This window comes from Streptomyces sp. ISL-66 (assembly GCF_018614135.1).
GTDB lineage: Bacteria > Actinomycetota > Actinomycetes > Streptomycetales > Streptomycetaceae > Streptomyces.
Genome location: NZ_JAGGOW010000054.1, coordinates 1 through 21,566 on the forward strand (window position 1 = coordinate 1; position 21,566 = coordinate 21,566).

The 21,566-nt window shown below is 74.2% G+C and carries 10 protein-coding genes; 4 read left to right on the plus strand and 6 right to left on the minus strand.

What is annotated here, in order from left to right; translation table 11 throughout:
* The coding region (locus J7E97_RS11675) for a beta-ketoacyl synthase N-terminal-like domain-containing protein (RefSeq protein ID WP_308346460.1) at nucleotides 1-2,927 on the minus strand (2,927 nt) is incomplete at its 3' end.
* Nucleotides 2,920-11,328, minus strand: coding sequence for an SDR family NAD(P)-dependent oxidoreductase (locus tag J7E97_RS35730; protein ID WP_374224135.1), 8,409 nt, complete (start codon nucleotides 11,326-11,328; stop codon nucleotides 2,920-2,922). The genes J7E97_RS35730 and J7E97_RS11675, both read right to left, overlap by 8 nt.
* Before the next feature lie 452 nt (nucleotides 11,329-11,780).
* Between J7E97_RS35730 and J7E97_RS11690 the strand changes: the two genes are divergently transcribed.
* Both J7E97_RS11690 and J7E97_RS35735 read left to right on the plus strand, forming a co-directional pair.
* The gene (locus J7E97_RS11690) at nucleotides 11,781-12,674 is read left to right on the plus strand and encodes a LysR family transcriptional regulator (protein WP_215025472.1); all 894 of its coding nucleotides are present in this window, start codon (nucleotides 11,781-11,783) and stop codon (nucleotides 12,672-12,674) included.
* Nucleotides 12,675-12,784: 110 nt separating this feature from the next.
* On the plus strand, nucleotides 12,785-14,062 hold the full coding sequence (locus tag J7E97_RS35735) for a putative Ig domain-containing protein (RefSeq protein ID WP_285428082.1): 1,278 nt from the start codon (nucleotides 12,785-12,787) through the stop codon (nucleotides 14,060-14,062).
* A gap of 112 nt (nucleotides 14,063-14,174) precedes the next feature.
* On the opposite strand, the gene J7E97_RS11700 is transcribed toward J7E97_RS35735, so the two are convergent.
* A complete protein-coding gene (locus tag J7E97_RS11700) occupies nucleotides 14,175-14,585 on the minus strand; it encodes a Fur family transcriptional regulator (RefSeq protein WP_215025475.1) in 411 nt (136 codons plus the stop codon).
* 291 nt (nucleotides 14,586-14,876) lie between these two features.
* On the opposite strand from J7E97_RS11700, the gene katG reads away from it, so the two are divergent.
* Nucleotides 14,877-17,111 (plus strand): catalase/peroxidase HPI, encoded by a 2,235-nt coding sequence (gene katG, locus J7E97_RS11705; RefSeq protein ID WP_215025479.1) that lies wholly within the window; start codon nucleotides 14,877-14,879, stop codon nucleotides 17,109-17,111.
* A gap of 181 nt (nucleotides 17,112-17,292) precedes the next feature.
* Complete coding sequence (locus J7E97_RS11710; RefSeq protein WP_215025482.1) at nucleotides 17,293-17,643, plus strand: hypothetical protein; 351 nt, start codon at nucleotides 17,293-17,295, stop codon at nucleotides 17,641-17,643.
* A 93-nt stretch (nucleotides 17,644-17,736) separates the two neighbouring features.
* Here the strand turns inward: J7E97_RS11710 and argG are convergent, their stop codons facing one another.
* From argG to J7E97_RS11725, 3 genes are all read right to left on the minus strand, one after another.
* A complete protein-coding gene (gene argG, locus J7E97_RS11715) occupies nucleotides 17,737-19,188 on the minus strand; it encodes an argininosuccinate synthase (protein ID WP_215025485.1) in 1,452 nt (483 codons plus the stop codon).
* Nucleotides 19,189-19,252: 64 nt separating this feature from the next.
* Nucleotides 19,253-20,518 carry an MFS transporter gene (locus J7E97_RS11720; RefSeq protein ID WP_215025488.1) on the minus strand — a complete coding sequence of 422 codons (1,266 nt, stop codon included), beginning with the start codon at nucleotides 20,516-20,518 and terminating at the stop codon, nucleotides 19,253-19,255.
* A gap of 130 nt (nucleotides 20,519-20,648) precedes the next feature.
* Nucleotides 20,649-21,566, minus strand: coding sequence for an isocitrate lyase/phosphoenolpyruvate mutase family protein (locus J7E97_RS11725; protein WP_215025491.1), 918 nt, complete (start codon nucleotides 21,564-21,566; stop codon nucleotides 20,649-20,651).

Sequence of the window (21,566 nt, forward strand, 5' to 3'; positions counted from 1 at the left end):
GCCGGGGGCGGGGCCGGTGCGGCCGGGGGCAAGAGGCTGCCCAGGGCGGTGCGCGCCGCGTCGCCGAGGCGGACGAGCGGCGAACCGAGCTCCAGTCGCACGCTCCGCCCTCCGGTGGCCGGTACGGACCGTGCGGGTGCCTTCGCCGGGGCGGGCGCCGTGGCCGGTGCGGCGGCCCGGTGGTCCGGGCCGCCGGGCCGCGCGGGCGACAGGCGTTCCCAGCGCGGGGAGTGGCCCTCTGTCCACAGGGCGGCGCAGGTGCGCCGGAGGGCGGCGAGGCCCGCGGGACGCGGGGAGGCGGCCGACACCGAGAGGTGGGGGCGGTCGCGGAGGGTGTCCTCGACGAAGCCCGGCAGGCTTCCGGGGCCGAGCGTGACGAAGCTGCGGACGCCCGCCTCTTCGTACAGGCGGAGGGTCAACTCCCGGAAACGGACGGGCTCCAGGAGGTGACGGACCACGAGCGACCGTACGTCGTCCGGCGCGGCGGGGAACGGGGAGCAGGTGGTCGCCGACCACACGGGCAGGGTGCCCGGCCGCAGCGGCAGCCGGCCGAAGGCGGCGCGGACCTGACCGAGGTAGGGCTCCCACATCGGGGTGTGGAAGCCGGAACGGAAGGGCAGTTCCTGGCCCAGTACCCCCTCCGCCCGCAACCGGTCGAGGACGGCGGACACTTGCCCGGGATCACCGCATATCACCGACTGATGGGGGCAGTTGTCGTGGCTGACCACCACCCGGTCCAGCCCGTGGAGCGCCGCCTCCGCCCGCCGCGTCCCGCAGCCCAAGGCGGCGTAGACCAGGTCCGGGACCTTCAGCGAATCGGGCCGTAGTGAGTCCAGGAAGGCATCGGCCGCGTCCTGCGGATACATCCCGGCGGCGACCATCGCAGCCCACTCGCCCAGGCTGTGGCCCGCCAGCACATCGGCCTCCAGGCCGAGTTCGGACAGCACCCGGCCGTAGAAACGCCCCGTCGTGATCGCGTCCAGGGCGCGTTCCATCAGCTCCTCGCGCCGGCCCAGGCGCGGCCGCTCCAGCCCGAGCCGGTCGGCCACCTCGTCCAGCACCGGGGAGAACTCCGGCTCCAGGCCCGGGAACAGGAACGCGACCCGGCCGCCCAGCGGCTCCGGTGCGAACCACACCTCACCGCGCCCACGCCACGCCCCGCCGCGCGCCACCACCTTCGCGGCCAGCGCGAGCCGCTGGGGCGTCGGCCCCACCACGGCGAGCCTGCACGGTCCGTCGCCGCCGGACACCGGGGAGCCGGCCGCCAGGCGGACCGACAGCTCCGCCGCGCTGTCCGCCCCCATCAGGAGCACGTCCTCCCGCCCGGCCGCCCCCACCGGCGCGGCCGAGCCCCCCAGGGGCAGGAACCGCCGTACGGGCGCGGCGCGGCGCACGGCGCCGGGAGCCTCCTCCAGCACCACGTGCGCGTTGATGCCGCCGAAGCCGAACGCGTTGACCCCGGCCCGGCGAGGCACCCCCCGCGGCCCGCGCTCCCACGGCCGCGCCACCGTCACCGGGCGCATCCGGGTCCGGGCCAGGTCCGGGTGCGGCTCCTCCAGGTGCAGCGTCGGCGGCAGCACCCCCTCGTGGACCGCGAGCGCCGCCTTGATCAGCCCGGCCATCCCGGAGGCCTGCATCGTGTGGCCGAGCATCGACTTCACCGAGCCGAAGCCGATCCCGTCGCCGTCGCCGTCCCCGTGCTCGTCCCCGGTCCCGTCCGGGTGCCCGGCGCCGTGACCGGCCCCGTGATCGCCCCGGGGACCGTCGGTGATCTTCTTGGGAGGGCCGAACACCTGTGCCAGAGTCTCCAGTTCGGCCGCGTCGCCCACTGGTGTCCCGGTGCCGTGCGCCTCCAGCAGCCCCAGCGCGCCGGGCGCCCGCGGATCCAGCCCCGCTTCCCGCCAGGCCCGCTCCAGCGCCCGTACCTGGCCCGCGACGAGCGGGCTCATCAGGCTCGCCGCCCTGCCGTCCCCGGCCACGCCGGTACCGCGGATCACCGCGTAGATCCGGTCGCCGTCCCGCTCCGCGTCCGCCAGCCGCTTCAGCAGCACCACCCCGGTGCCCTCGGACAGCAGGGTCCCGTCCGCCCGCCGGTCGAAGGGGCGGATGCGCTCGCTGGGGCTCAGGGCCCGCAACTGCGTGAACACGCTCCACAGGGTGGCGATGTGGCAGTGGTGCACGGCCCCGGCGACCACCGCGTCGCAGCGCCCGCCCGCCAGCAGGCCCACCGCCTGGTCCACCGCCAGCAGTGAGGAGGCGCAGGCCGCGTCCAGGGTGTAGGCGGGCCCGCGGAAGTCGAGCCGGTTCGCGGTCCGGGCGGCCGTGAAGCTCGGCACGAGCCCGATGGACGCGTCCGGTCGCTCGGGGCCCAGTGCGTCCTGGAAGGCCGAGCGCACCGCGGCGATCCGCCCCTCGCCCAGCTCGGGCGCGAGCTCCCGTAGCGTCTGCGCCAACTGATGTGCCGTACGTACCCGTTGGTCGAGCCGTGCGGTGGCCACGCCCATGAAACCGCCGCGCCCCAGCACCACCCCGATCCGGGAGCGGTCGGCGGGCAGGCGGTCGTCGCCGCCCGCGTCGGCGATCGCCTCGGCCGTCGCGTGCAGAGCCAGCAGCTGGTCCGGCTCGGCCCCCTCCACGGTGGCCGGCATGATCCCGAACCGGGTCGGGTCGAAGGCGGCCAACCCGTCCACGAAGCCGCCGCGCCGGCAATAGAACCGGTCGCTGGCCACCGTGCCGGTGGCACCATCCGGGTCGTAGTACACCTCGGGATCCCAGCGGCCGGGCGGGACGTCACCGATGCAGTCCGTGCCGGCGAGGAGGCTGCGGCGGTACGAGGCCAGGTCCGCGGCGCCCGGGAAAACCGCGCCCATCCCGACGATCGCCGCGTCGGTCGGCCGTGGGCCGCGCCGTCGCCTCCGGTCAGCCACGCCCGCCACGCTCCTCGCTCGCCTCGGCCATCAGGACCACCTGCACGTCGGTCCCGTGCGACAGTTCGGCGAGGAGGGCGGCGGTGCCGGCCTCCGGCTCGATGAGCGGAACACCGCGCCGGGCGTACGCGCGAGCCAGCTCGGGGCTGACCATCCCGCCGGCCTCCGAGGCCCAGGGGCCCCAGTCCACCGACAGCACCCGGCCCGGGAAGGACTCCGCCCAGGTGTGGGCGAGGCAGTCGAGGGCGTCGTTGGCGGCCGCGTAGTCGCTCTGGCCACGGTTCCCGTACACGCCCGCCACGCTGGCGAACAGGGCGAGGAACCGGGGCGCCGGCGCCGTTCCGTGCTCGGCCGCCGCGACGGCGAGGTGGCGGGCGCCCGTCACCTTCGTGGTGAACACCTCGGCGAAGTCCGCCGGTTGTTTGTCGTGGAGCAGGCCGTCCCGCAGGGTCCCCGCCCCGTGCACGATGCCGTCGAGGCGCCCGTGCCGTTCCCGTACGCCGGCCACGACGGCCCGTACCGCCTGTTCGTCCGTGACGTCCGCGCAGTGGTAGCGGACGGACGCGGCCACCGTGCCGAGGGCCGTCAGGGTGGCCCGCACCTCACGCTCGGCGAGGATCCGCGAGGCCGCGGCCTCGATCTCCGCGGGGGTGCGCAGGCCGGTGGCGATCAGGGCGGCGCGCAGGGCCGCCCGGTCGGTGGCGTGCCCGAACCCATCCGCTCCGGCCGGGGGTTCCGGCGTACGCCCCATCAGCTCGACGTGGCATCCGGTGGCCCGGGCCAGCGCGAGAGCGGTTCGGGCGGTGATCCCGCGCGCCCCGCCCGTGAGCAGGACCACGGAATCCGGGCCGAGGGGCGGCCGGCCGTCGGCGGTGGCGAGTGGCGCGGGCACGGGCCGACGGCAGACCCGTACGCCCTGGGCGGTGTAACCGACGGAAGCGGGACCGGGGTCCGCGGCGGACGCGGAGGCACCGGTGGCCCCCGCGAACTCGGATGAGGTGCAGGTCAGTTCGGCCATGAGCTGGACCGCGATCCGATCGGGATCCTCCTTGGGGTGGACGTCCACCGCACGGATGAGCCTGCCGGGGAACTCGAGGGCGGCGCTGCGTGCGAAGCCGTGCAGTCCGGCTCCCGGGGTCGCGCCGTTCGCGGTGGCGAGGAGCAGGCGCTGCACCCCGCCGGTCAGCGTCCGCTGCAGCCCGGCAAAGGCCTCGGGCAGGACGGGTACGGCGCCCCGTCGCAGGGCGGACAGGTCGATGACCGCGTCGAACCCGGCCTCTGCGACGCGTAGTTGACGTACCTCCGCCCCATGTGACTGCAAGGCCGCGGTGAGGGCGGGTGCGACGGCCGGGCTGTCGATATCGGCGTCGGTATCGGGGGCGAGGTCGGCGTTGGCGTCGGTGACGATTCCGATCCGCAGGCCGCGGAGGGCCTCCGGGTTCCCCGGCACCGCCGGGAGGGGCAGCAGGTCCACCCTCAGCCGGTTGACGGCGCCCGCGGCGGGCCGATCGCCGGGCGCGGTGACGGCCGGCGTGGCCGGGATGGCCGGGGCGGTAGGGGTGGCCGGGGCCGTGGCTGCCGGGGGAGCGGTGTGGGCGGTGACCCAGTCGACGATCCCGCGGAGGGTCTTGATGCGGGACAGCTCCTCGATCGCGGCTTCGGCGGAGCCGCCCGGGTCCTGGGGGAGGCCGATCCGGTCGGCCAGGGCGCCGATGATCTCGACCCGCTTGATGGAGTCGACGGACAGGTCCGCCTCCAGGTCCAGCTCGGGATCGAGCATGTCCCGCGGGTATCCGGTCCGGGTGTGGACGATCTCGACGATCACGTCCATCACCTCTTCGGCGGACGGGACGGCGCCGCCGGCCGGCGCTGCCGGAGGGTCCGCGGGAGCGCCGCCGGGGTCGGAGCCCGGGGTGGCGCCGGCGGGAGCCGCGTCACCCGGGACCGGTGGCCATGAGCCGGGTGACGCGAAGCCGTGGCCGGCCCCGGGCAGAATCGGGCTGTCGGCCCTGGGCGGCAGTGATCCATTGGCCACGTCCAGCGGGCTCCGGCCGTTGGACCGACCGAACGCGTCCGGCGTGGGCACAACACCAGGGACGAGAACGTGCGTGGAGGGAGCGGCGCCTTGATGTTCCCCGAGCCCGGCGTCGGCGGTCGCGTCGTGCCGGCCCGCGGGACCGGGCCCGGTGGCCGTGGCCATGGCGGCGGCCGCGTCCTGAGGACCCGCGAGCCAGGACTCGGTGGCCGTCGCTTCGGCGTCGGGTTCCTGACCCGTTGCCCCGGGGCCGCCGGGCCGCCCCGCCCCGAGGGCGGGAGCCGGGGCGACGGGGCTGTGGTGCGGGGTGGCGAGGATCTGGCCCTGGTCCGCGAAGGCGGGGGCCTGGCCGACGAAGTACGCGATCGGCTCCGCGCTCGCCCAGGTCCGGGCGTCGGCCTGAGCGGCCGAGTCCAGGTAGCCGAGCAGGACGTCCCGCTGAGCCTGGATCAGGTCGCGGGAGCCGCGAAGGTACTCCAACATCACTGCGGCACGGCTGTCCGTGGCCCCCGGCAGGAAGGACCCGACTGCGGCCGGGGCGGGAGCCTGAGCTCCGGCCGGTTGGCCGTCGGCCCGCCCGGCGGCCTGGCCGGGACCCGTTCCGAGGCCGCCCGGGTGGCCGCCCGAGGCACGGGGCCCGGGAATGCCGTCCGTCCCTTCGCCGGCCGAGGGCTGGTGGCCACCGACGCCGGGGCCGCCATTCGAGGCCTGGGCGGTGCGGCCGTCGGATCGCCCGAGGGCCGGGCCCGCCGTCGGCCCGGGGCCTCCGGCCGGGCTGCCGCCCGCTGGCTGGACGGGGTGGCCGTTCGCTCGCCCGGGGACCGGGCGGTCCAGCGGCTCCGTACCTCCGGCCGGGCCGACGCTCGTGGCTGGGGACATTTGGGGGCCTCCTATGCTTTCTGCCGCCGTGGACCGGAGGCCCGCGGTGGCAGCCCAAGGGCCGTCCACGGCAGGAGCCTGGTGCCCGTTCAGCCGGCCGGCAGGTGGTGTGGGAGTCGGACCCGCGGCCATCGGCGGGGCCGCGGCGGGGTCCGCGGGTGTGGACAGGGCGGCCCACTGGGCCGGGTGGAGGCCTTCGGAGGCCGGATCGCCGTTCATTGCGGGCGTCTGACGACCGTTCAGCGCCACGGCGGAGGCAGCCGGGCCCGTAGCCGGACCCGTAGCCGGACCCGAGGCCGCGTCCGGATGCGCAAGCCCGAGCAGGCCCTGTGGCACGGGGCCGGCCTGGGAGAGGCCGTCGGCGGCGCGGGCGCCGTTCATGGCGGCGCCTAGGTGCCCTTGCCCCTGGTGCGCGGCCACGGTCGCCGTCGCGGTCGCCCCCGCGACCAGGCCCGCGGGTGCGGCCGGACCGGGAGCCGGGCTCGCAGCCGTGGCCCAGTCGGCCGTCACCCGTACCCGCTCGGCCGGGCGGAGCCCGCCCCGGATCGGGCGGCCGTCCGCGGTGCGGATCAGGTAGCCGTCCACCAGCCAGCCCGGGCGCCGCGGAGCGCGCTCGGGGAGGCGGGAGGTCCGGCCGCGGAACAGGGCCTCCGGAGCCACGGACACGCCCGCCGCCGTCAGTTCCGCCAGGGCCGTGACCAGCCGGAGCAGGCCGTGTTCGCCCGGCACGTCCAGCGGGACCGCCGTGTGCGGACGCTCCCGCAGGATGCGGCCGATCAGGCCGGACAGGACACGGCCCGGCCCTGCCTCCACGAAGGTCCGGACACCGGCCGCGTACATGTTCTCCACCTGCTCCACGAACCGGACCGGCTCCGCGACCTGGCGGGCCACGAGGCCCCGTACCTCTTCGGCGGACGCCGGATACGGGCCGGCCGTCGTGTTCGACCAGACCGGGACGGCGGCGTCGGCCAGCGCCGTCCCGGCCAGCTCCTCGGCGAGGGCCGTCGCGGCCCCCGCCACCACCTCGCTGTGGAACGCGCAGGCCACCGGGAGGGGTTGGACCGACAGGCCCGCCGCCCTCAGCCCTGCCACCGCCTCGGACACCGCAGCCGAGGGCCCCGAAATCACGCACTGCCGCGGGGCGTTGTGGTTCGCCACCACGCACCCGGCACGCTCGGCGATCTCCCGCACCACCTCGGGCGCGGCCGCCACCGCCGCCATCGCCCCGGGATCCGTCCCGGCCGCCGTCATGATGGCCTCGGCCCGGCGGGCGCTCAGCCGCAGCAGGCTCTCCGTGTCCCACACGCCCGCCGCCCCCAGGGCGGTGAGCTCGCCGTACGAGTGCCCGGCCACGCAGTCGGGCCGGACGCCCAGCGTCCCGAGCAGCAGGTGCGCCGCCGAGCCCGCCAGCCCGAGGGCCGGCTGGGCCACCCGGGTGTCGGTGACCGCGGCCCGCTGGGCCGCCCGCCCCTGTGGGGTGAACGCCGTCGGCGGGAACATCGCGGAGACCACCGCGCCCGGCGCCGTGTCCAGGAGTTCCCGCAGTGCGGGGAAGGCCATGAACAACTCACCGAACATGCCGGGGCGTTGGCTGCCCTGTCCGGGGAAGAGGAAGGCCACCTGACCGGGATCGGCCGACCCTCCCCGTACGTGGACCCCCGCGCCCGGAGCGAAGGCCCGGGCCTGCTCCAGCCGGGCCGCCAACTCGTCCGGGTCGCGAGCCACGACCGCGACCCGGATCGGGCCGGGATCGGCCGCGACCTCCGCGGCGAGGTCCCGCAGCGCCCACGGCCGCCCGGCCGCGTCGTTCTCCTCCAGCCTGGCCGCCAGCCGCGCCATCGCCCGGCCCGCCGCCCTCCGGTCCGCGCCGCGGAAGCAGAACAGCTCGGCCGGCCACTCCTCCAGCCCGTGCCGGGGTTCCTCGGCCCCCGCGTAACCGGCCAGCACGGCGTGGTAGTTGGTGCCGCCGAAGCCGAAGGCGCTCACGCCCGCGATCCGCCGCTCCGGCGGCGCCGCCCAGGGCCGTGCCTCGGTGTCGAAGAAGAACGGGCTGGTCTCCGGCTGCCACGCCGGGACCGGGGTGTCGAGGTTCCGGGTCGGCGGCCGCACGCCCGCGTGGACGGCGCGGGCCGCTTTGATCAGTCCGGCCAGCCCGGCCGCGCACTTGGTGTGCCCGAGCTGGGATTTCACCGAGCCGAGCGCGCATGACCCGGGAGCGGCGCCCGAGGCCGTGAACAGCTCGCTCAGCACGGCTAGTTCGGTACTGTCGCCGACCGTCGTGCCGGTGCCGTGCGCCTCGAGGAGGCCGACCTCCGCGGGGGTGACTCCGGCCCGCGCGTAGGCCCGTTCCAGGGCCATGCGCTGTCCTTGCGGACGGGGAGCGGTCAGGCCGAGGGACCGCCCGTCGCTGGAGGCTCCGACCGCCTTGATCACGGCGTACACCCGGTCGCCGTCCCGCTCCGCGTCCGCGAGCCGCTTCAGTACGAGTGCGCCCACCCCCTCACCGAGGGCGATCCCGTCGGCGGCCGCGTCGAAGGGACGGCAGCGGCCGCCGGGAGACAGCGCGCGGACGGAGGAGAACAGCAGGTAGTCGTTGATGCCGTTGTGTACGTCGGCGCCGCCGCATAGAGCCATGTCGCTGTCGCCGTCACGTAGTTGCCGGCAGGCGAGGTCCAGGGCGGCCAGCGAGGAGGCGCACGCGGCGTCGACCGTGCAGTTCGCGCCGCCGAGGTCCAGCCGGTTGGCGACCCGGCCCGCGATGACATTGGCGAGCACACCGGGGAAGGAGTCCTCGGTGAGCCGCGGCAGTTGCTCGTCCAGCTCGGGGGGCAGGTCACCCAGGTATCCGGGGTACAGCGCGCGCAGCCCGTAGGCGCCCGCCAGTTCGGTACCGGCCTCCGCCCCGAACACCACCGAGGTACGCGACCGGTCGAACTCCCGGTCCCGGCCGTACCCGGCGTCCGCCAGCGCCCGCGCCGAGACCTCCAGGGCTAGCAGCTGCACCGGTTCGATCCCGGCCAGCGAGGCGGGCGGGATGCCGTACGAGAGGGCGTCGAAGGGCATCGGGCCGAGGAAGCCGCCCCAGCGGGACGGGGTGCGTTCGCCCGCCCGCGCCGGGTCGGGGTCGTAGTAGAGCGCCGGGTCCCAGCGCTCGGCCGACACCTCGGTCACGGCGTCGTTCCCGGCCAGGATCCCGGCCCAGTAGGCGGCGAGGTCTGGTGCCCCGGGGTAGGCGCACGCCATGCCGACGACGGCGATGTCCAGTGGCTCGGGCGCCGCCGCGTCCCGCGCGGGCGCGCCGACCTCCTCGGCCCGGCGCCGCAGGAACTCCGTCGCGCCCTCGGTGACCTGCGCGTGCAGCGCGGCGATCGTGGTGGTCGCGGAGCGCAGGGTGGCGGCCTGGCCGAGCATGAACAGACCCTCGGCGTACTGCTGTTCCTCGTCGACCGGTTCCAGCCCGGAGCCTCCCGCGGCGGCGCGCCGCAGTCCCTTGCTCGCGATCCGCAGCCGACCCAGGTTGAGCCGCTCCAACTCCTCCCACATCTCCCGTGGTTCGACGCCGCTCTCCGTCAGTCGCCGCCGGGTCGCCCCGAAGGTGTCGACGTACGGGGTGCCCGCACACCGCGTGGCGTGACCGGGCGCGGTGTGCAGCAGCACCGTGTCCGTGCACTCCACCGCGGCGCGCTGGAATGCGGGTAGCACCGCACCGGCCGCCACCGCCTCCTCGGTGAACAGGTAAGCGGTGCCCATGAGCACCCCGATCCGCGCACCCCGCTCGGCCAGTGGCGCCGCCGCGGCCATCGCCATCGCGGCCGAGCGCTCGTCGTGGATGCCGCCCGCGAACAGCACGTCCAGCCGGACCGGTTCGGGGCACGACAGCAGGATCTCGATCTGCTCCTCCCACAGCGGGAACGAGGCGCGCGGCCCGACGTGACCGCCGCACTCCAACCCTTCGAACACGAACCGCCGCGCCCCGTCCGCCAGATACCGCTCCAGCAACCCGGGCGAAGGCACGTGCAGATGGGTCCGGATCCCCGCCGCCTCCAACGGGGCCGCCTGCGCCGGGGTGCCGCCGGCGATGATCGCGTACGGGGGGCGCGCCTCGACGACGGCCGCCAGCTGCTCCGCCCGCAGATCGGGCGGGGCGAAGCCGAGCAGGCCCACCCCCCAGGGCCGGTCGCCGAGCCGCTCGCCGGTCTCGGCGAGGAGCCGGCGCACGTCCGGTCCCTCCATCACCGCGAGCGCGAGATAGGGGACCCCGGCGGCCGCGGCGACGGCTTCGGCGAAGGCCGCCTGGTCGCTGACCCGGGTCATCGGCCCCTGCGCGACCGGGAGCGGCCGCCCCGGCTCCCGCCCACGCCCCAGCGGCCGGGCCCGTACCGCGGCTGCCAGATGGTCCGCGACCGCCGCCCGGACGCCCTGAAGGACGCCTCCCGTCGTCCGGTAGCGCGCGGCCAGCCGGGCCGCCGAGGCCCCGTCCTGTCCGACCGGGAGCAGCTGGGTCCGCAGGTTCCGGGCGCCCAGCAGGGATTCGACCGGCCCCTGGGGCCGGGTCAAGTCCGGGCGCGCGTAGACCCGGTGACCCTCCACCAGCCGGGTCTCCGATCCGTCCATGGCCCGCAGCGCCGCCGCCACTTCGGCGGGCAGGGCGGCCTCGCCCTCGGGCGTGAGGGCCAGTTGTACGTCGACCAGCACGCCGGCGGCTCCGCCCGCGACGGCCGCGGCCGCCGTGTGCGGACCGATGCCGCCGCAAGCCCGGACGGGTACCCCGATCGCGGGGTCGGCGAGCAGCTGCTGGAGGAGCACGAACGTGGTGGCCCCGCCCACCCGCCCGCCGGCCTCGTGCCCCTTGGCGACGAGCGCGTCGACCCCGGCGGCCACCGCGGCCAGGGCCGGCGCCGGGCCGGTGACCTCGGCCCATACCCGGGGCCGCCCATCCGCCGCCGCCCAGTCGGCCACCCGCTCCGGGGTGTGCGAGGCGGGGTCGGCGAGCAGCACCGTGTCGACCTCGGCCGGCAGCTCCCGGGGCCCGATCGGGCAGCCGGGGGGCACGCGGACCCCGTAACGGCTCCCGCCGAGGCGGCGGGCGAGCTCGGCGAAGCCGCGCCCGGCGGCACCGTGGTCCCGGCCGAGGTCGAGCAGCCCGAGCGCCCCGGCCCGCTCGGCGGCGGTGACGATCCGCGGGTTGGGCTCCTCGAAGGGGCTGACCGCGACGACCAGGTCGCGGTGGGCGGCCAGGGCCCCGGGTGGCTGCTGCTGCCGGGCCGGAAGGGACTGGGGAGTCCGAGGTGCGGAGCCGGTCTGGGGCGCGGAGCCGGTCCGAGGTAACGGGCTGGGCCGAGGTGCGGAGCCGGTCCGAGGTGATGGGCTGGGCCGAGGCGAGGGCTCGGGCTGGGCGGAGGGATCCGGCGGAGGGGAGGGCTCGGGCTGGGGGGACGGCTCGGGCTGGGAGGTCACGGGCACTCCTCTTCCAGTGATATGTGACATGGCGCTGTGGGAAGCACGGGGGAGAGCGGCGGGCGAGATTCCCGTGGGGTGCGAGGGGACCGAGGTGCGCGGCGCGCGCAGCGGCCGGCCGGTGCGCCGGAAGGCATGCTTGAGCGGTGGTCAATGTCCCGGATGCCGCGTTGCATCGTGCGGTGAGGGCCGTGGACTGTCAACGGGTATCCGGAGTACTCCGTTTCGCGCGTCCGTAATCGGCCACCCACCCTGACGGCCCCCCGCAGGACCCGGCTGCGCGGGCCCGTCGAGGCGGTGGCCTGCGGCGATGCGGCCGGGCGGTCCGGCCGCGGTCCACGGGTCGGCGTAGCGCGTCCGCCCGGGTCATGCCGCATCGGTATGACTTCCCACCGGCCCGGCATGACCGCCTTTGCGGAGTCGGGCAGTTGTTCACCCGACTTGCTCTTACAGGTACACCCTTGCGCGGTTACCGTCCGGTCATGACACCCACCCTCGCCCAGCTCCGCTACCTCGTCGCCGTCGCCGACTGCCGCTCCATCACCGGCGCGGCGGCCTCCGTCTTCGTCGCCCAGTCCGCGCTGTCCCGGGCCGTCCAGGCGATGGAACGCGACCTCGGAGTCGAACTTCTCGCCCGCCGGGGAAGGGGGGTGGACCTCACGCCGGAAGGGGCCCGGGTCGTCCGGCTGGCCCGCACCGTGCTCGACGCGGTGGAGGCGATCGACGACATCGGGACTCCCCACGGCAAGGACACCCGGACCACCCTCGTCCTCGTCACCACCCCCACCCTGGCCCTCGACCTGGCCTCCGAGCTGGTGCCCGCCTTCACGGAGCGGCACCCCGGCATCGACGTCAGGCTCCAGCAGTACGACAGCCGCGAGGCGCTGATGCAGGAACTGGGCCAAGGCCGGGCCGAGTTGGCGCTCGTCGACCTGCCGATCGACAAGGAGTTCTCCACCCACCACATCCAGGAGCGGGAGGTGGTCCTCGTCTCGCCGATCGGCTCGCCGCTGCCCGACCCGCTGCCGTTCCGCGCCCTCGACGGACTGCCGATGGTGCTGCCCACCCCGGGTACCGGTCGGCGCACCGAGATGGAGGCCATGTTCAGCTGTCTCGGAGTGCGCCCCGTGCCGTGCCTGGAGGTGGACGAACGCCTCGCCTGGGTCACCGGCGTGACCGACGGCCGCGGCTCACTCATCTGGTACCGGGACGTGGTGTTAAGGGCGTTCGGCAGCAGGGCGGAGGTCCGCTCCTTCACGCCGCTCCTGCTGCGCCCCGTGGGCATCGCGCACGCGCGGCGACCGCTGAGCCGTGCGGCCCGCGCCTTCATCGCGCACGCCCGGCACAACGCGCCCGTACGGGAACCGGCCCGCTGACCGGAAGGCGGCCCCTGGCGGCCAGGCATGCCCGTCCGGCATTGAACGATGCTCGAACGGGGGGTGGTTGGGCCTGGCGCCGTGACCTGACGTCCCCTCACATGGTGCGCATGTCCCGACTACTGCTCACGCCCCCACGGGCCGCCGCGGCCCTCGCTGCCGCGGCCCTCACCATGATCCTGCCGGCCATGGCCTGGCTGGCCGGCCCCGCGGCCGGCGCCGTCTCCTCCACGGCAGCGCCCGCATCCGCGTCCGGTTCCGCCCCCGCCCTCGCCCCCGAACGCAAGTGCACCCTCCCGGGGGGCCTGGCCGAACTCAGCGGCCTCGCCATGAGCCGCAAGCACCCCGGGGTCTTCTACGCCGTCAACGACAGCGGGAACACCAACCAGGTCTTCGCCATCGACTGCAACGGCGCCACCGGCCGGCTCCTGGCCACCTTCACGGTCTCCGGAGTGGGCAACACGGACTGGGAAGCCCTGACGATCGGCAAGGACGCCGCGGGCGGCCCCGCGATCCTGGTCGGCGACATCGGCGACAACCTCAGCGGCCGCGCCGAGATCACCGTGCACGGCTTCACCGAGCCCGACCAGCTCGCCAACGCCACGGTGACTCCCGTGACGTACCGCTTCGCCTACGCCGACGGCCGGCACGACGCCGAGTCCCTGCTCGCCGACCCGGTCACCGGCCGGCTGTACGTCGCGAGCAAACTCATCGGCGCGGCCGGGCAGTTGTACCAGGCGCCGCTGCCTCCGGTGGTCGGACAGGTCAACACCCTCACCGCGGTCCGGCCGGGCCCGGTCTTCACCACCGACGGGGCGTTCTCACCCTCGGGCGCCTCGTACACGCTGCGCAGCGGAGGACCGCTGGGCGCCAACACGGCCTCGGTGTACGACACCGCGGGGAGCAAGCTGGCGGACGTCGCCCTGCCCGCCCAGTCACAGGGCGAGACGGTGACGTACGCGGACTGCACCAGCCTGCTCGTCGGGTCGGAGAACGACACCCAGATCTGGCGCGTTCCGCTGCCCCTGGAGGCCACCCCGGGATGCGCAGGCACCCCGACTCCCACGCCGACCCCGACTCCCACGCCGACCCCGACTCCCACTCCGACTCCCACGCCGACCACCGGTGAGCTGAAGCTGGCCAATCCCGGCCCGCAAGCCTGCAAGTTCAACCAGTCCTGCACCATCCAGCTCACGGCCACCGGAGGAAAGCCCCCCGTCCGCTACGCCGCCACCGGACTCCCCTGGGGCCTCACCCTCGATGCCGCCACCGGCCGCATCACCGGCAAACCCTGGGCCACCGGAACCCTCCAGATCACCGCAACCGCCACCGACACCACGGGAACCACCGCCACCACCACCTTCCCCCTCACCCTCACCTGGTTCTGACCCACAGCGGGATCGAACACGGGGAGCACGGCGAGTACGGCGGGCCGGGCGAGCACGGGCGAGCTGGGGCGAGCTGGGGCGGGTGGGACCGCGACCGGCGCGCCGCCCCAGCCTACGAGCAGGACCCGCACAGCCCCCGGTAGGTGACCTCGACCCCGCACACCGTAAATCCGAACCGGTCCTCGACCGGGAGGTCGGCCAGCGGATCGCCGCCCGGGTGGACATCGCGGATCAGGCCGCAGCCGGAGCACACCAAGTGCTGGTGCGGGCGGTGGGCGTTCGGGTCGTAGCGCTTCGCCCGGCCGTCCGTGGCGATCTCCACGACCTCGCCGAGGGAGACCAGCTCGCCCAGGGCGTTGTAGACGGTTGCCCGGGAGATCTCGGGCAGCCGCTTCACCGCGCGGGCGTGCACCTCGTCGGCGGTGAGGTGGACGTGGTCGCCGTCGAGGACCTCCGCGACCACCCGTCGCTGGGACGTCATCCGCCAGCCGCGCCCTCGCAGCCGCTCCAGAAGGTCACTCATATCGACTCACCTTTTCAGGTTCGACGGGGATGCCCCGAATTCTACCGGTGGACGTCCAGGATCCGACAGGATGGGGCCTTGGTGTCGTTCTTGACTTGGACTGTGTCGATCGTAGGATCGGTTGCGTTGACAGCCAAGGGACAGGAAGACCCCAGCGCGGCGGGAGACCGGAGATCCGGCGTCAGGACGACCCACGAAGCCGGAGCCCGTCAGCGGGGTTTTGTGCCCGATGTTCCACCGCATGCAGTTCCTGATCACCGAGACCGCCTGGTCCGGTCCGGAAGGATTCCCATGTCTGAGAACCACGATGCAATCGTCGTAGACGCGAAGTCGGAAGGCGGCGGTGGCGGCTGCCCGGTCGCGCACGAGCGCGCCCCCCACCCGACCCAGGGAGGCGGAAACCGGCAGTGGTGGCCGGAACGCCTCAACCTGAAGATCCTCGCCAAGAACCCGGCCGTGGCCAACCCCCTCGGCGAGGAGTTCGACTACGCCGCGGCGTTCAAGACGCTCGACCTGCCGGCGGTGAAGCGGGACATCGCCGAGGTGCTGACGACCTCGCAGGACTGGTGGCCCGCCGACTTCGGCCACTACGGCCCCCTCATGATCCGCATGGCCTGGCACAGCGCCGGCACCTACCGCATCAGCGACGGCCGTGGCGGCGCCGGAGCCGGCCAGCAGCGCTTCGCCCCCCTCAACAGCTGGCCGGACAACGGGAACCTCGACAAGGCCCGCCGCCTTCTCTGGCCGGTCAAGAAGAAGTACGGCCAGAGCCTTTCCTGGGCCGACCTCATGATCCTCACCGGCAACGTGGCCCTGGAGTCAATGGGTCTCGAGACCTTCGGCTTCGGCGGCGGCCGCGCCGACGTCTGGGAGCCCGACGAGGACGTCTACTGGGGTCCCGAGAGCACCTGGCTCGACGACGAGCGCTACACCGGCGACCGCGAGCTGGAGAACCCCCTCGGCGCGGTCCAGATGGGCCTCATCTACGTCAACCCCGAGGGCCCGAACGGCACCCCGGACCCGATCGCGGCGGCTCGCGACATCCGCGAGACCTTCCGCCGGATGGCGATGAACGACGAGGAGACGGTCGCCCTGATCGCGGGCGGCCACACCTTCGGCAAGACCCACGGCGCGGGCCCGGCGGAAAACGTCGGCGACGACCCCGAGGCCGCTCCGCTGGAGCAGCAGGGCCTGGGCTGGGCCAACTCCTATCGCACCGGCAAGGGCGGTGACGCGATCACCAGCGGCCTCGAGGGCATCTGGACGAACACGCCGACCACCTGGGACAACACCTTCTTCGACATCCTGTTCGGCTACGAGTGGGAGCTGTTCAAGAGCCCGGCCGGAGCCCACCAGTGGCGGCCGAAGGACGGCGCCGGGGCGGGCACCGTGCCCGACGCCCACGACGCGTCCAAGAGCCACGCGCCGACGATGCTCACGACCGACCTCTCGCTCCGGATCGACCCGGCCTACGAGCAGATCTCGCGGCGCTTCCACCAGAACCCGGCCGAGTTCGCGGACGCCTTCGCCCGCGCGTGGTTCAAGCTGACCCACCGCGACATGGGCCCGGTCGTGCGCTACCTCGGCCCCGAGGTCCCCTCCGAGACGCTGCTGTGGCAGGACCCGCTCCCCGCGGTGGCGCACGAGCTCGTCGGAACCGAGGAGGTGGCCTCCCTCAAGGAGCAGGTCCTCGCCTCCGGCCTGTCGGTCTCCCAGCTCGTGTCCACGGCGTGGGCCTCGGCCGCTTCCTTCCGCGGCAGCGACAAGCGCGGTGGCGCCAACGGCGCGCGCGTCCGCCTCCAGCCGCAGTGCGGCTGGGAGGTCAACAGCCCGGACGAGCTGGCGACGGTACTGCGCACCCTCGAGGGCATCCGCGGTTCCTTCAACGCGTCGCGGACCGACGGCAAGCAGATCTCGCTGGCCGACCTGATCGTGCTGGCCGGAGTGGCGGGCGTCGAGCAGGCCGCGAAGGCCGGCGGTGTCGAGATCCGGGTCCCCTTCACGCCGGGGCGAGTGGACGCCTCGCAGGAGCAGACCGACGTGGAGTCGTTCTCCGCGCTCGAGCCGGCCGCCGACGGGTTCCGCAACTACCTGGGCAAGGGCAACCGGCTGCCGGCCGAGTACTTGCTGCTCGACAGGGCGAACCTGCTGAACCTGAGCGCCCCCGAGATGACGGTCCTCGTCGGAGGCCTGCGGGTCCTCGGAGCGAACCACCAGCAGTCGCAGCTGGGTGTCCTGACCACCGAGCCCGGGACCCTGACGAACGACTTCTTCGTCAACCTGCTCGACCTGGGCACGGTCTGGAAGGCGACCTCCGAGGACGCGAACGCCTTCGAGGGCCGCGACGCCGCCACGGGCGAGGTCAAGTGGACCGGCAGCCGCGCCGACCTCGTCTTCGGGTCGAACTCCGAGCTGCGCGCGCTCGCGGAGGTCTACGCGAGCGACGACGCGCGGGAGAAGTTCGTGAAGGACTTCGTCGCCGCCTGGGACAAGGTGATGAACCTGGACCGGTTCGACCTGGTCTGAGCCCGGGTCCGAGCCCGGACCCGAGCCCGGACCCGATGACGGCGTCCGGGCCGGCCCACCGTGGCCGGCCCGGACGCCGTCGGCCGTGCATCCGGTTGGCCGATCTGCGCAAGCCGCCCGCGCGCCGGCGGGGCAGGCTGTGTCCAGGACCGACACCACCGCACAGACGAGGATCCGCGCCATGTCCCTCAGCCGGCGTATCAGCATCATCGCGGGGTCGGCAGCGCTGCTGCTGACGGCCAGTGCCTGCTCGGGCATGGGCCGGAGCACGGTGGGCATGCTCCAGTTCCGCGGCCACGACTCGCCCGTCGAGCTGAGCTACTCCAATACCCCGGTCAAGGGCTGCCACAAGATCGCCATCCCGAAGGGGGCGACCCACGTGGTGAACCACACCCTCGTCGATGTCGTCCTGTACCGGACGGAGGACTGCCGCAAGGCCGACCGGGCCGACGGCATCTATGTCGGAACGACGCTCTCGAACGTGACGGCCCCCGCGAGCCTGCCCTGGCGCAGCTTCAGCGTCATCCACTGAGGCGCCCGGCAGTGCCCGCGCAGACGAGAGATCCCCGGGGCCGGTGCGGCCACCGGGGATCTCCCGGGATCTCCGGATCTCCCGGGAACTCGATCAGTCGGTGCCGGACTCCATCGCGGCCCGGTCGAGCATCTGCTCGTCGTCGCCCTCGGCACGGCCGCGCGAGGCGATGACCTCGGCGCCGCCCTGCGGCATCGCGCCGATCAGCCCGGTCGAGGCGGCCTGGGCCGCGCCGATGAGCGTCGCGTGCGTGTTGCCGACGATGCCCAGGGCGGAGTACTGCTCCAGCTTGGCGCGGGAGTCGGCGATGTCGAGGTTGCGCATGGTGAGCTGGCCGATCCGGTCCACCGGGCCGAAAGCCGAGTCCGCGGTGCGCTCCATGGACAGCTTGTCCGGGTGGTAGCTGAACGCCGGGCCGGAGGTGTCCATGAGCGAGTAGTCCTCGCCGCGCCGCAGCCGCAGCGTCACCTCTCCGGTGACCGCCGCGCCCACCCAGCGCTGCAGGGACTCGCGGATCATCAGCGCCTGCGGGTCGAGCCAGCGGCCCTCGTACATGAGGCGGCCGAGGCGCCGGCCCTCGTTGTGGTACTGCGCGACGGTGTCCTCGTTGTGGATCGCGTTGACGAGGCGCTCGTACGCGGCGTGCAGCAGCGCCATGCCCGGGGCCTCGTAGATGCCGCGGCTCTTGGCCTCGATCACCCGGTTCTCGATCTGGTCGGACATGCCCAGCCCGTGGCGGCCGCCGACGGCGTTGGCCTCCATCACCAGGTCCACGGCGGAGGCGAACTCCTTGCCGTTGATCGTCACCGGTCGGCCCTGGTCGAAGCCGATCGTGACGTCCTCGGCGGCGATCTCGACCTCGGGGTCCCAGAACCGCACGCCCATGATCGGCTGGACGGTCTCCACGCCGGTGTCCAGGTGCTCCAGGGTCTTCGCCTCGTGGGTGGCGCCCCAGATGTTGGCGTCGGTGGAGTACGCCTTCTCGGTGCTGTCGCGGTAGGGCAGCCCGTGGGCCACCAGCCACTCCGACATCTCCTTGCGCCCGCCGAGCTCGGTGACGAAGTCCGCGTCGAGCCACGGCTTGTAGATGCGCAGATGCGGGTTGGCGAGCAGTCCGTAGCGGTAGAACCGCTCGATGTCGTTGCCCTTGAACGTCGAACCGTCGCCCCAGATCTGTACGTCGTCCTCGACCATCGCACGGACCAGCAGTGTGCCGGTCACCGCGCGGCCGAGCGGCGTCGTGTTGAAGTAGGAGCGCCCGCCCGAACGGATGTGGAACGCGCCGCACGTGAGCGCGGCCAGGCCCTCCTCGACCAGCGCCGCACGGCAGTCGACCAGGCGCGCGATCTCGGCGCCGTACGCGGACGCGCGGCCGGGCACCGACGCGATGTCGGGCTCGTCGTACTGGCCGATGTCGGCGGTGTAGGTGCACGGGACGGCACCCTTGTCGCGCATCCACGCGACGGCGACGGAGGTGTCGAGGCCGCCGGAGAAGGCGATGCCGACGCGCTCGCCGGTGGGCAGGGAGGTGAGAACCTTAGACATAGGAAGATTATGCGTCCTCATGCATGATCATGCAACTGACCGCCCCGCCGTCGTCGGCGCGGCGTCAGGAGGTCTTCTCCGCGTCCGCCGTACGGGCCTGCGTGCCGGGGGTGCCCGGTTCGTCCTCGATGACGCCCTCGACCGGGGTGCGCAGCGGCGAGAGCCAGGCCACCCCCGCGATGGCCAGGCGGAGCAGGCCGCCGACCACGATGATCAAGTACATATTGTGGAAGGCGGATTCCAGGGCGCCGGCCAGGAGGGCGGAGACGGGGATGGAGGCGAAGGCCAGCATGCGGGTGCTGGCGACGACCCGGCCGAGCAGTTCCCGGGGGACGATCTTCTGGCGCAGGGTGAACCAGGCGACGGGGTTGATGGAACCGAGCGCGTAGAGCGCGCCCCAGATGGCGCCGATGGCGAGCGGGCCGCGCGCCGGGATCAGCAGCAGGGTGCCCAGGCCGGCCACGGCCGTGGTGGTGATCAGGATCCGGCCGGGCGGGTACTTCTGCACCAGCCGGCCGGCGACCGCCGCGCCGAGCACGGCGCCGACGCCCTGGGCGGCCAGCACCACGCCGATCACCTGGGGGCTCATGTGCCGGTAGGTGGTCAGGTAGAAGATGAAGTTCGCCTGGATCAGCCAGATCGCGAAGTTGGTGCCGGTGAACATCAGCGAACCGGCCGCCAGGACCGGGTTCCGGCGGAAGACGTACCGCAGCGCCACGCGGACGTCCTGGATGAACGTGGCCTTGGGCGGCGGGGTCCGCTCGCCCTTGGCCGCGGTGGGCCGGATCAGCAGGATGGCGATGGCGGAGACCACGAACGTCGCCGCGTTGACGTAGATGGTGGTCTGGTAGCCGAGGAACATCACCAGACCACCGGCCGCCGCGGGACCGATCATGCTCATGACGTTGTCCCCGGAGTGCATCCAGCTGTTGGCGGGGCCGAGCCGGTCGGCCGGCACCACCTCGGGCAGGAAACTCTGGAACGCCGGATGGTAGACGGGCTCCACGCAGGCCAGCAGGAAGGCCGTCAGGTAGATCGGCCACAGCGCGGTGCTGCCGGTGGACACCACGACGGCGAGCGCGGTGGCGATGACGGCGGCGGTCATGTCGCCGAAGATGAGGAGCCTGCGGCGGTCGAAGCGGTCGGCGAACACTCCGCCGGGCAGGGACAGCAGCAGGAACGGGATGTACTCGACCGCGTAGACGGCGCCGGTGCTCAGGGCGGAGCCGGTGAGCTTGAGCACCAGCAGCGGCAGGGCCAGTCGGTAGAGCCAGTTGCCCAGTGAGGACGTGAGGTAGGCGGTCAGCAGGGTGTAGTAACGGCTTCCCACGGGGCTTCTCCAGATAGTCGTTCACCGGCGGTCGTGCACCGGTCGTTCACCGGCGGGACGGGCGCCGGTCCGTGCGTGGCGGGCGGGTCGGTCGGCCGTGCACCGGTCCGTGGGCCGGCCTGAGGGCCGGTCAGGTTGCGAGGTCGCCGTCGGCGTCCTCCGCGCGCAGCAGCCGGGCCAGTTCCGCGTACGGCAGCCCGGATTCGGCCGAGACGGCCTCCGAGGGGCCCCCGTCGGCGATGGTGGCGTACGCCCGCCGGGCCTGGGCGAGCGCCAGCCGGTACAGTCCCGAGCCGGTGGAGACCCTGCGCACCCCGAGCCCGGCCAGTTCGGCCAGCGCCGGCAGCCCCGGGCGGAGCAGCAGGTTGAGCGGGGCGCCGTCGACCGCCGCGACGAGCCTTCGGATGGCCGCCGGGCCGTCCGGCTCGGTCCTCGCGGGGTAACCGGGGGCGAAGACCCCGTCGGCCCCGGCCGCCAGGTACCGGCGCAGCCGGGACGCGCCGGTCTCGAAGAGCCGGTGCGGAGCCGTCGCGGCCGGGTGCCACCAGACGTCCGTGCGCGCGTTGACGAACAGCGGCAGCCCCCGGTCGTCTGCCGCGGCGCGGGCCGCTGCCAGCCGTTCCGCGTGCTCGGCCGGATCGGCCAGGGTGCCGCCCCCGGCCCGGCCGGGGCCGGGCGGGCCGTTCTCCGGCAGGCCGTCCTCCAGGTTGATGCCGCTGACCCCGAGGTCCAGCAGCTCGCCGACGAAGCGGTGGACCCCCTTGGCGTCGTCGGCGTAGCCGCGTTCGAGGTCCACCGAGACCGGCAGTGCGGTGGCCGCGCGGATGCCCTCCACCGCGCGCAGCAGATCGGCCGGCGCCAGCTGCTGCCCGTCGCCGACCCCGTGCGCGGCGGCCAGGCCGGCGCTCGTGGTGCCCAGGGCCTTCACCGTGGGCAGCGCCGAGAACAGCCGTGCGCTCGCCGTGTCCCACACGCACGGCAGGAACAGCAACTCGTCTGCCCGGTGCAGGGCGTGGAAGGGTGACGGGGCGGGTGCGGGGGAGGGCAT

Bases quoted from the DNA above. Each gene is read 5' to 3' on its own strand.
- J7E97_RS35730 (WP_374224135.1), bottom strand. From the start codon at position 11,328: ATGTCACATATCACTGGAAGAGGAGTGCCCGTGACCTCCCAGCCCGAG.
- J7E97_RS11690 (WP_215025472.1), top strand. From the start codon at position 11,781: ATGACACCCACCCTCGCCCAGCTCCGCTACCTCGTCGCCGTCGCCGAC.
- J7E97_RS35735 (WP_285428082.1), top strand. From the start codon at position 12,785: ATGTCCCGACTACTGCTCACGCCCCCACGGGCCGCCGCGGCCCTCGCT.
- J7E97_RS11700 (WP_215025475.1), bottom strand. From the start codon at position 14,585: ATGAGTGACCTTCTGGAGCGGCTGCGAGGGCGCGGCTGGCGGATGACG.
- katG (WP_215025479.1), top strand. From the start codon at position 14,877: ATGTCTGAGAACCACGATGCAATCGTCGTAGACGCGAAGTCGGAAGGC.
- J7E97_RS11710 (WP_215025482.1), top strand. From the start codon at position 17,293: ATGTCCCTCAGCCGGCGTATCAGCATCATCGCGGGGTCGGCAGCGCTG.
- argG (WP_215025485.1), bottom strand. From the start codon at position 19,188: ATGTCTAAGGTTCTCACCTCCCTGCCCACCGGCGAGCGCGTCGGCATC.
- J7E97_RS11725 (WP_215025491.1), bottom strand. From the start codon at position 21,566: ATGCCCTCCCCCGCACCCGCCCCGTCACCCTTCCACGCCCTGCACCGG.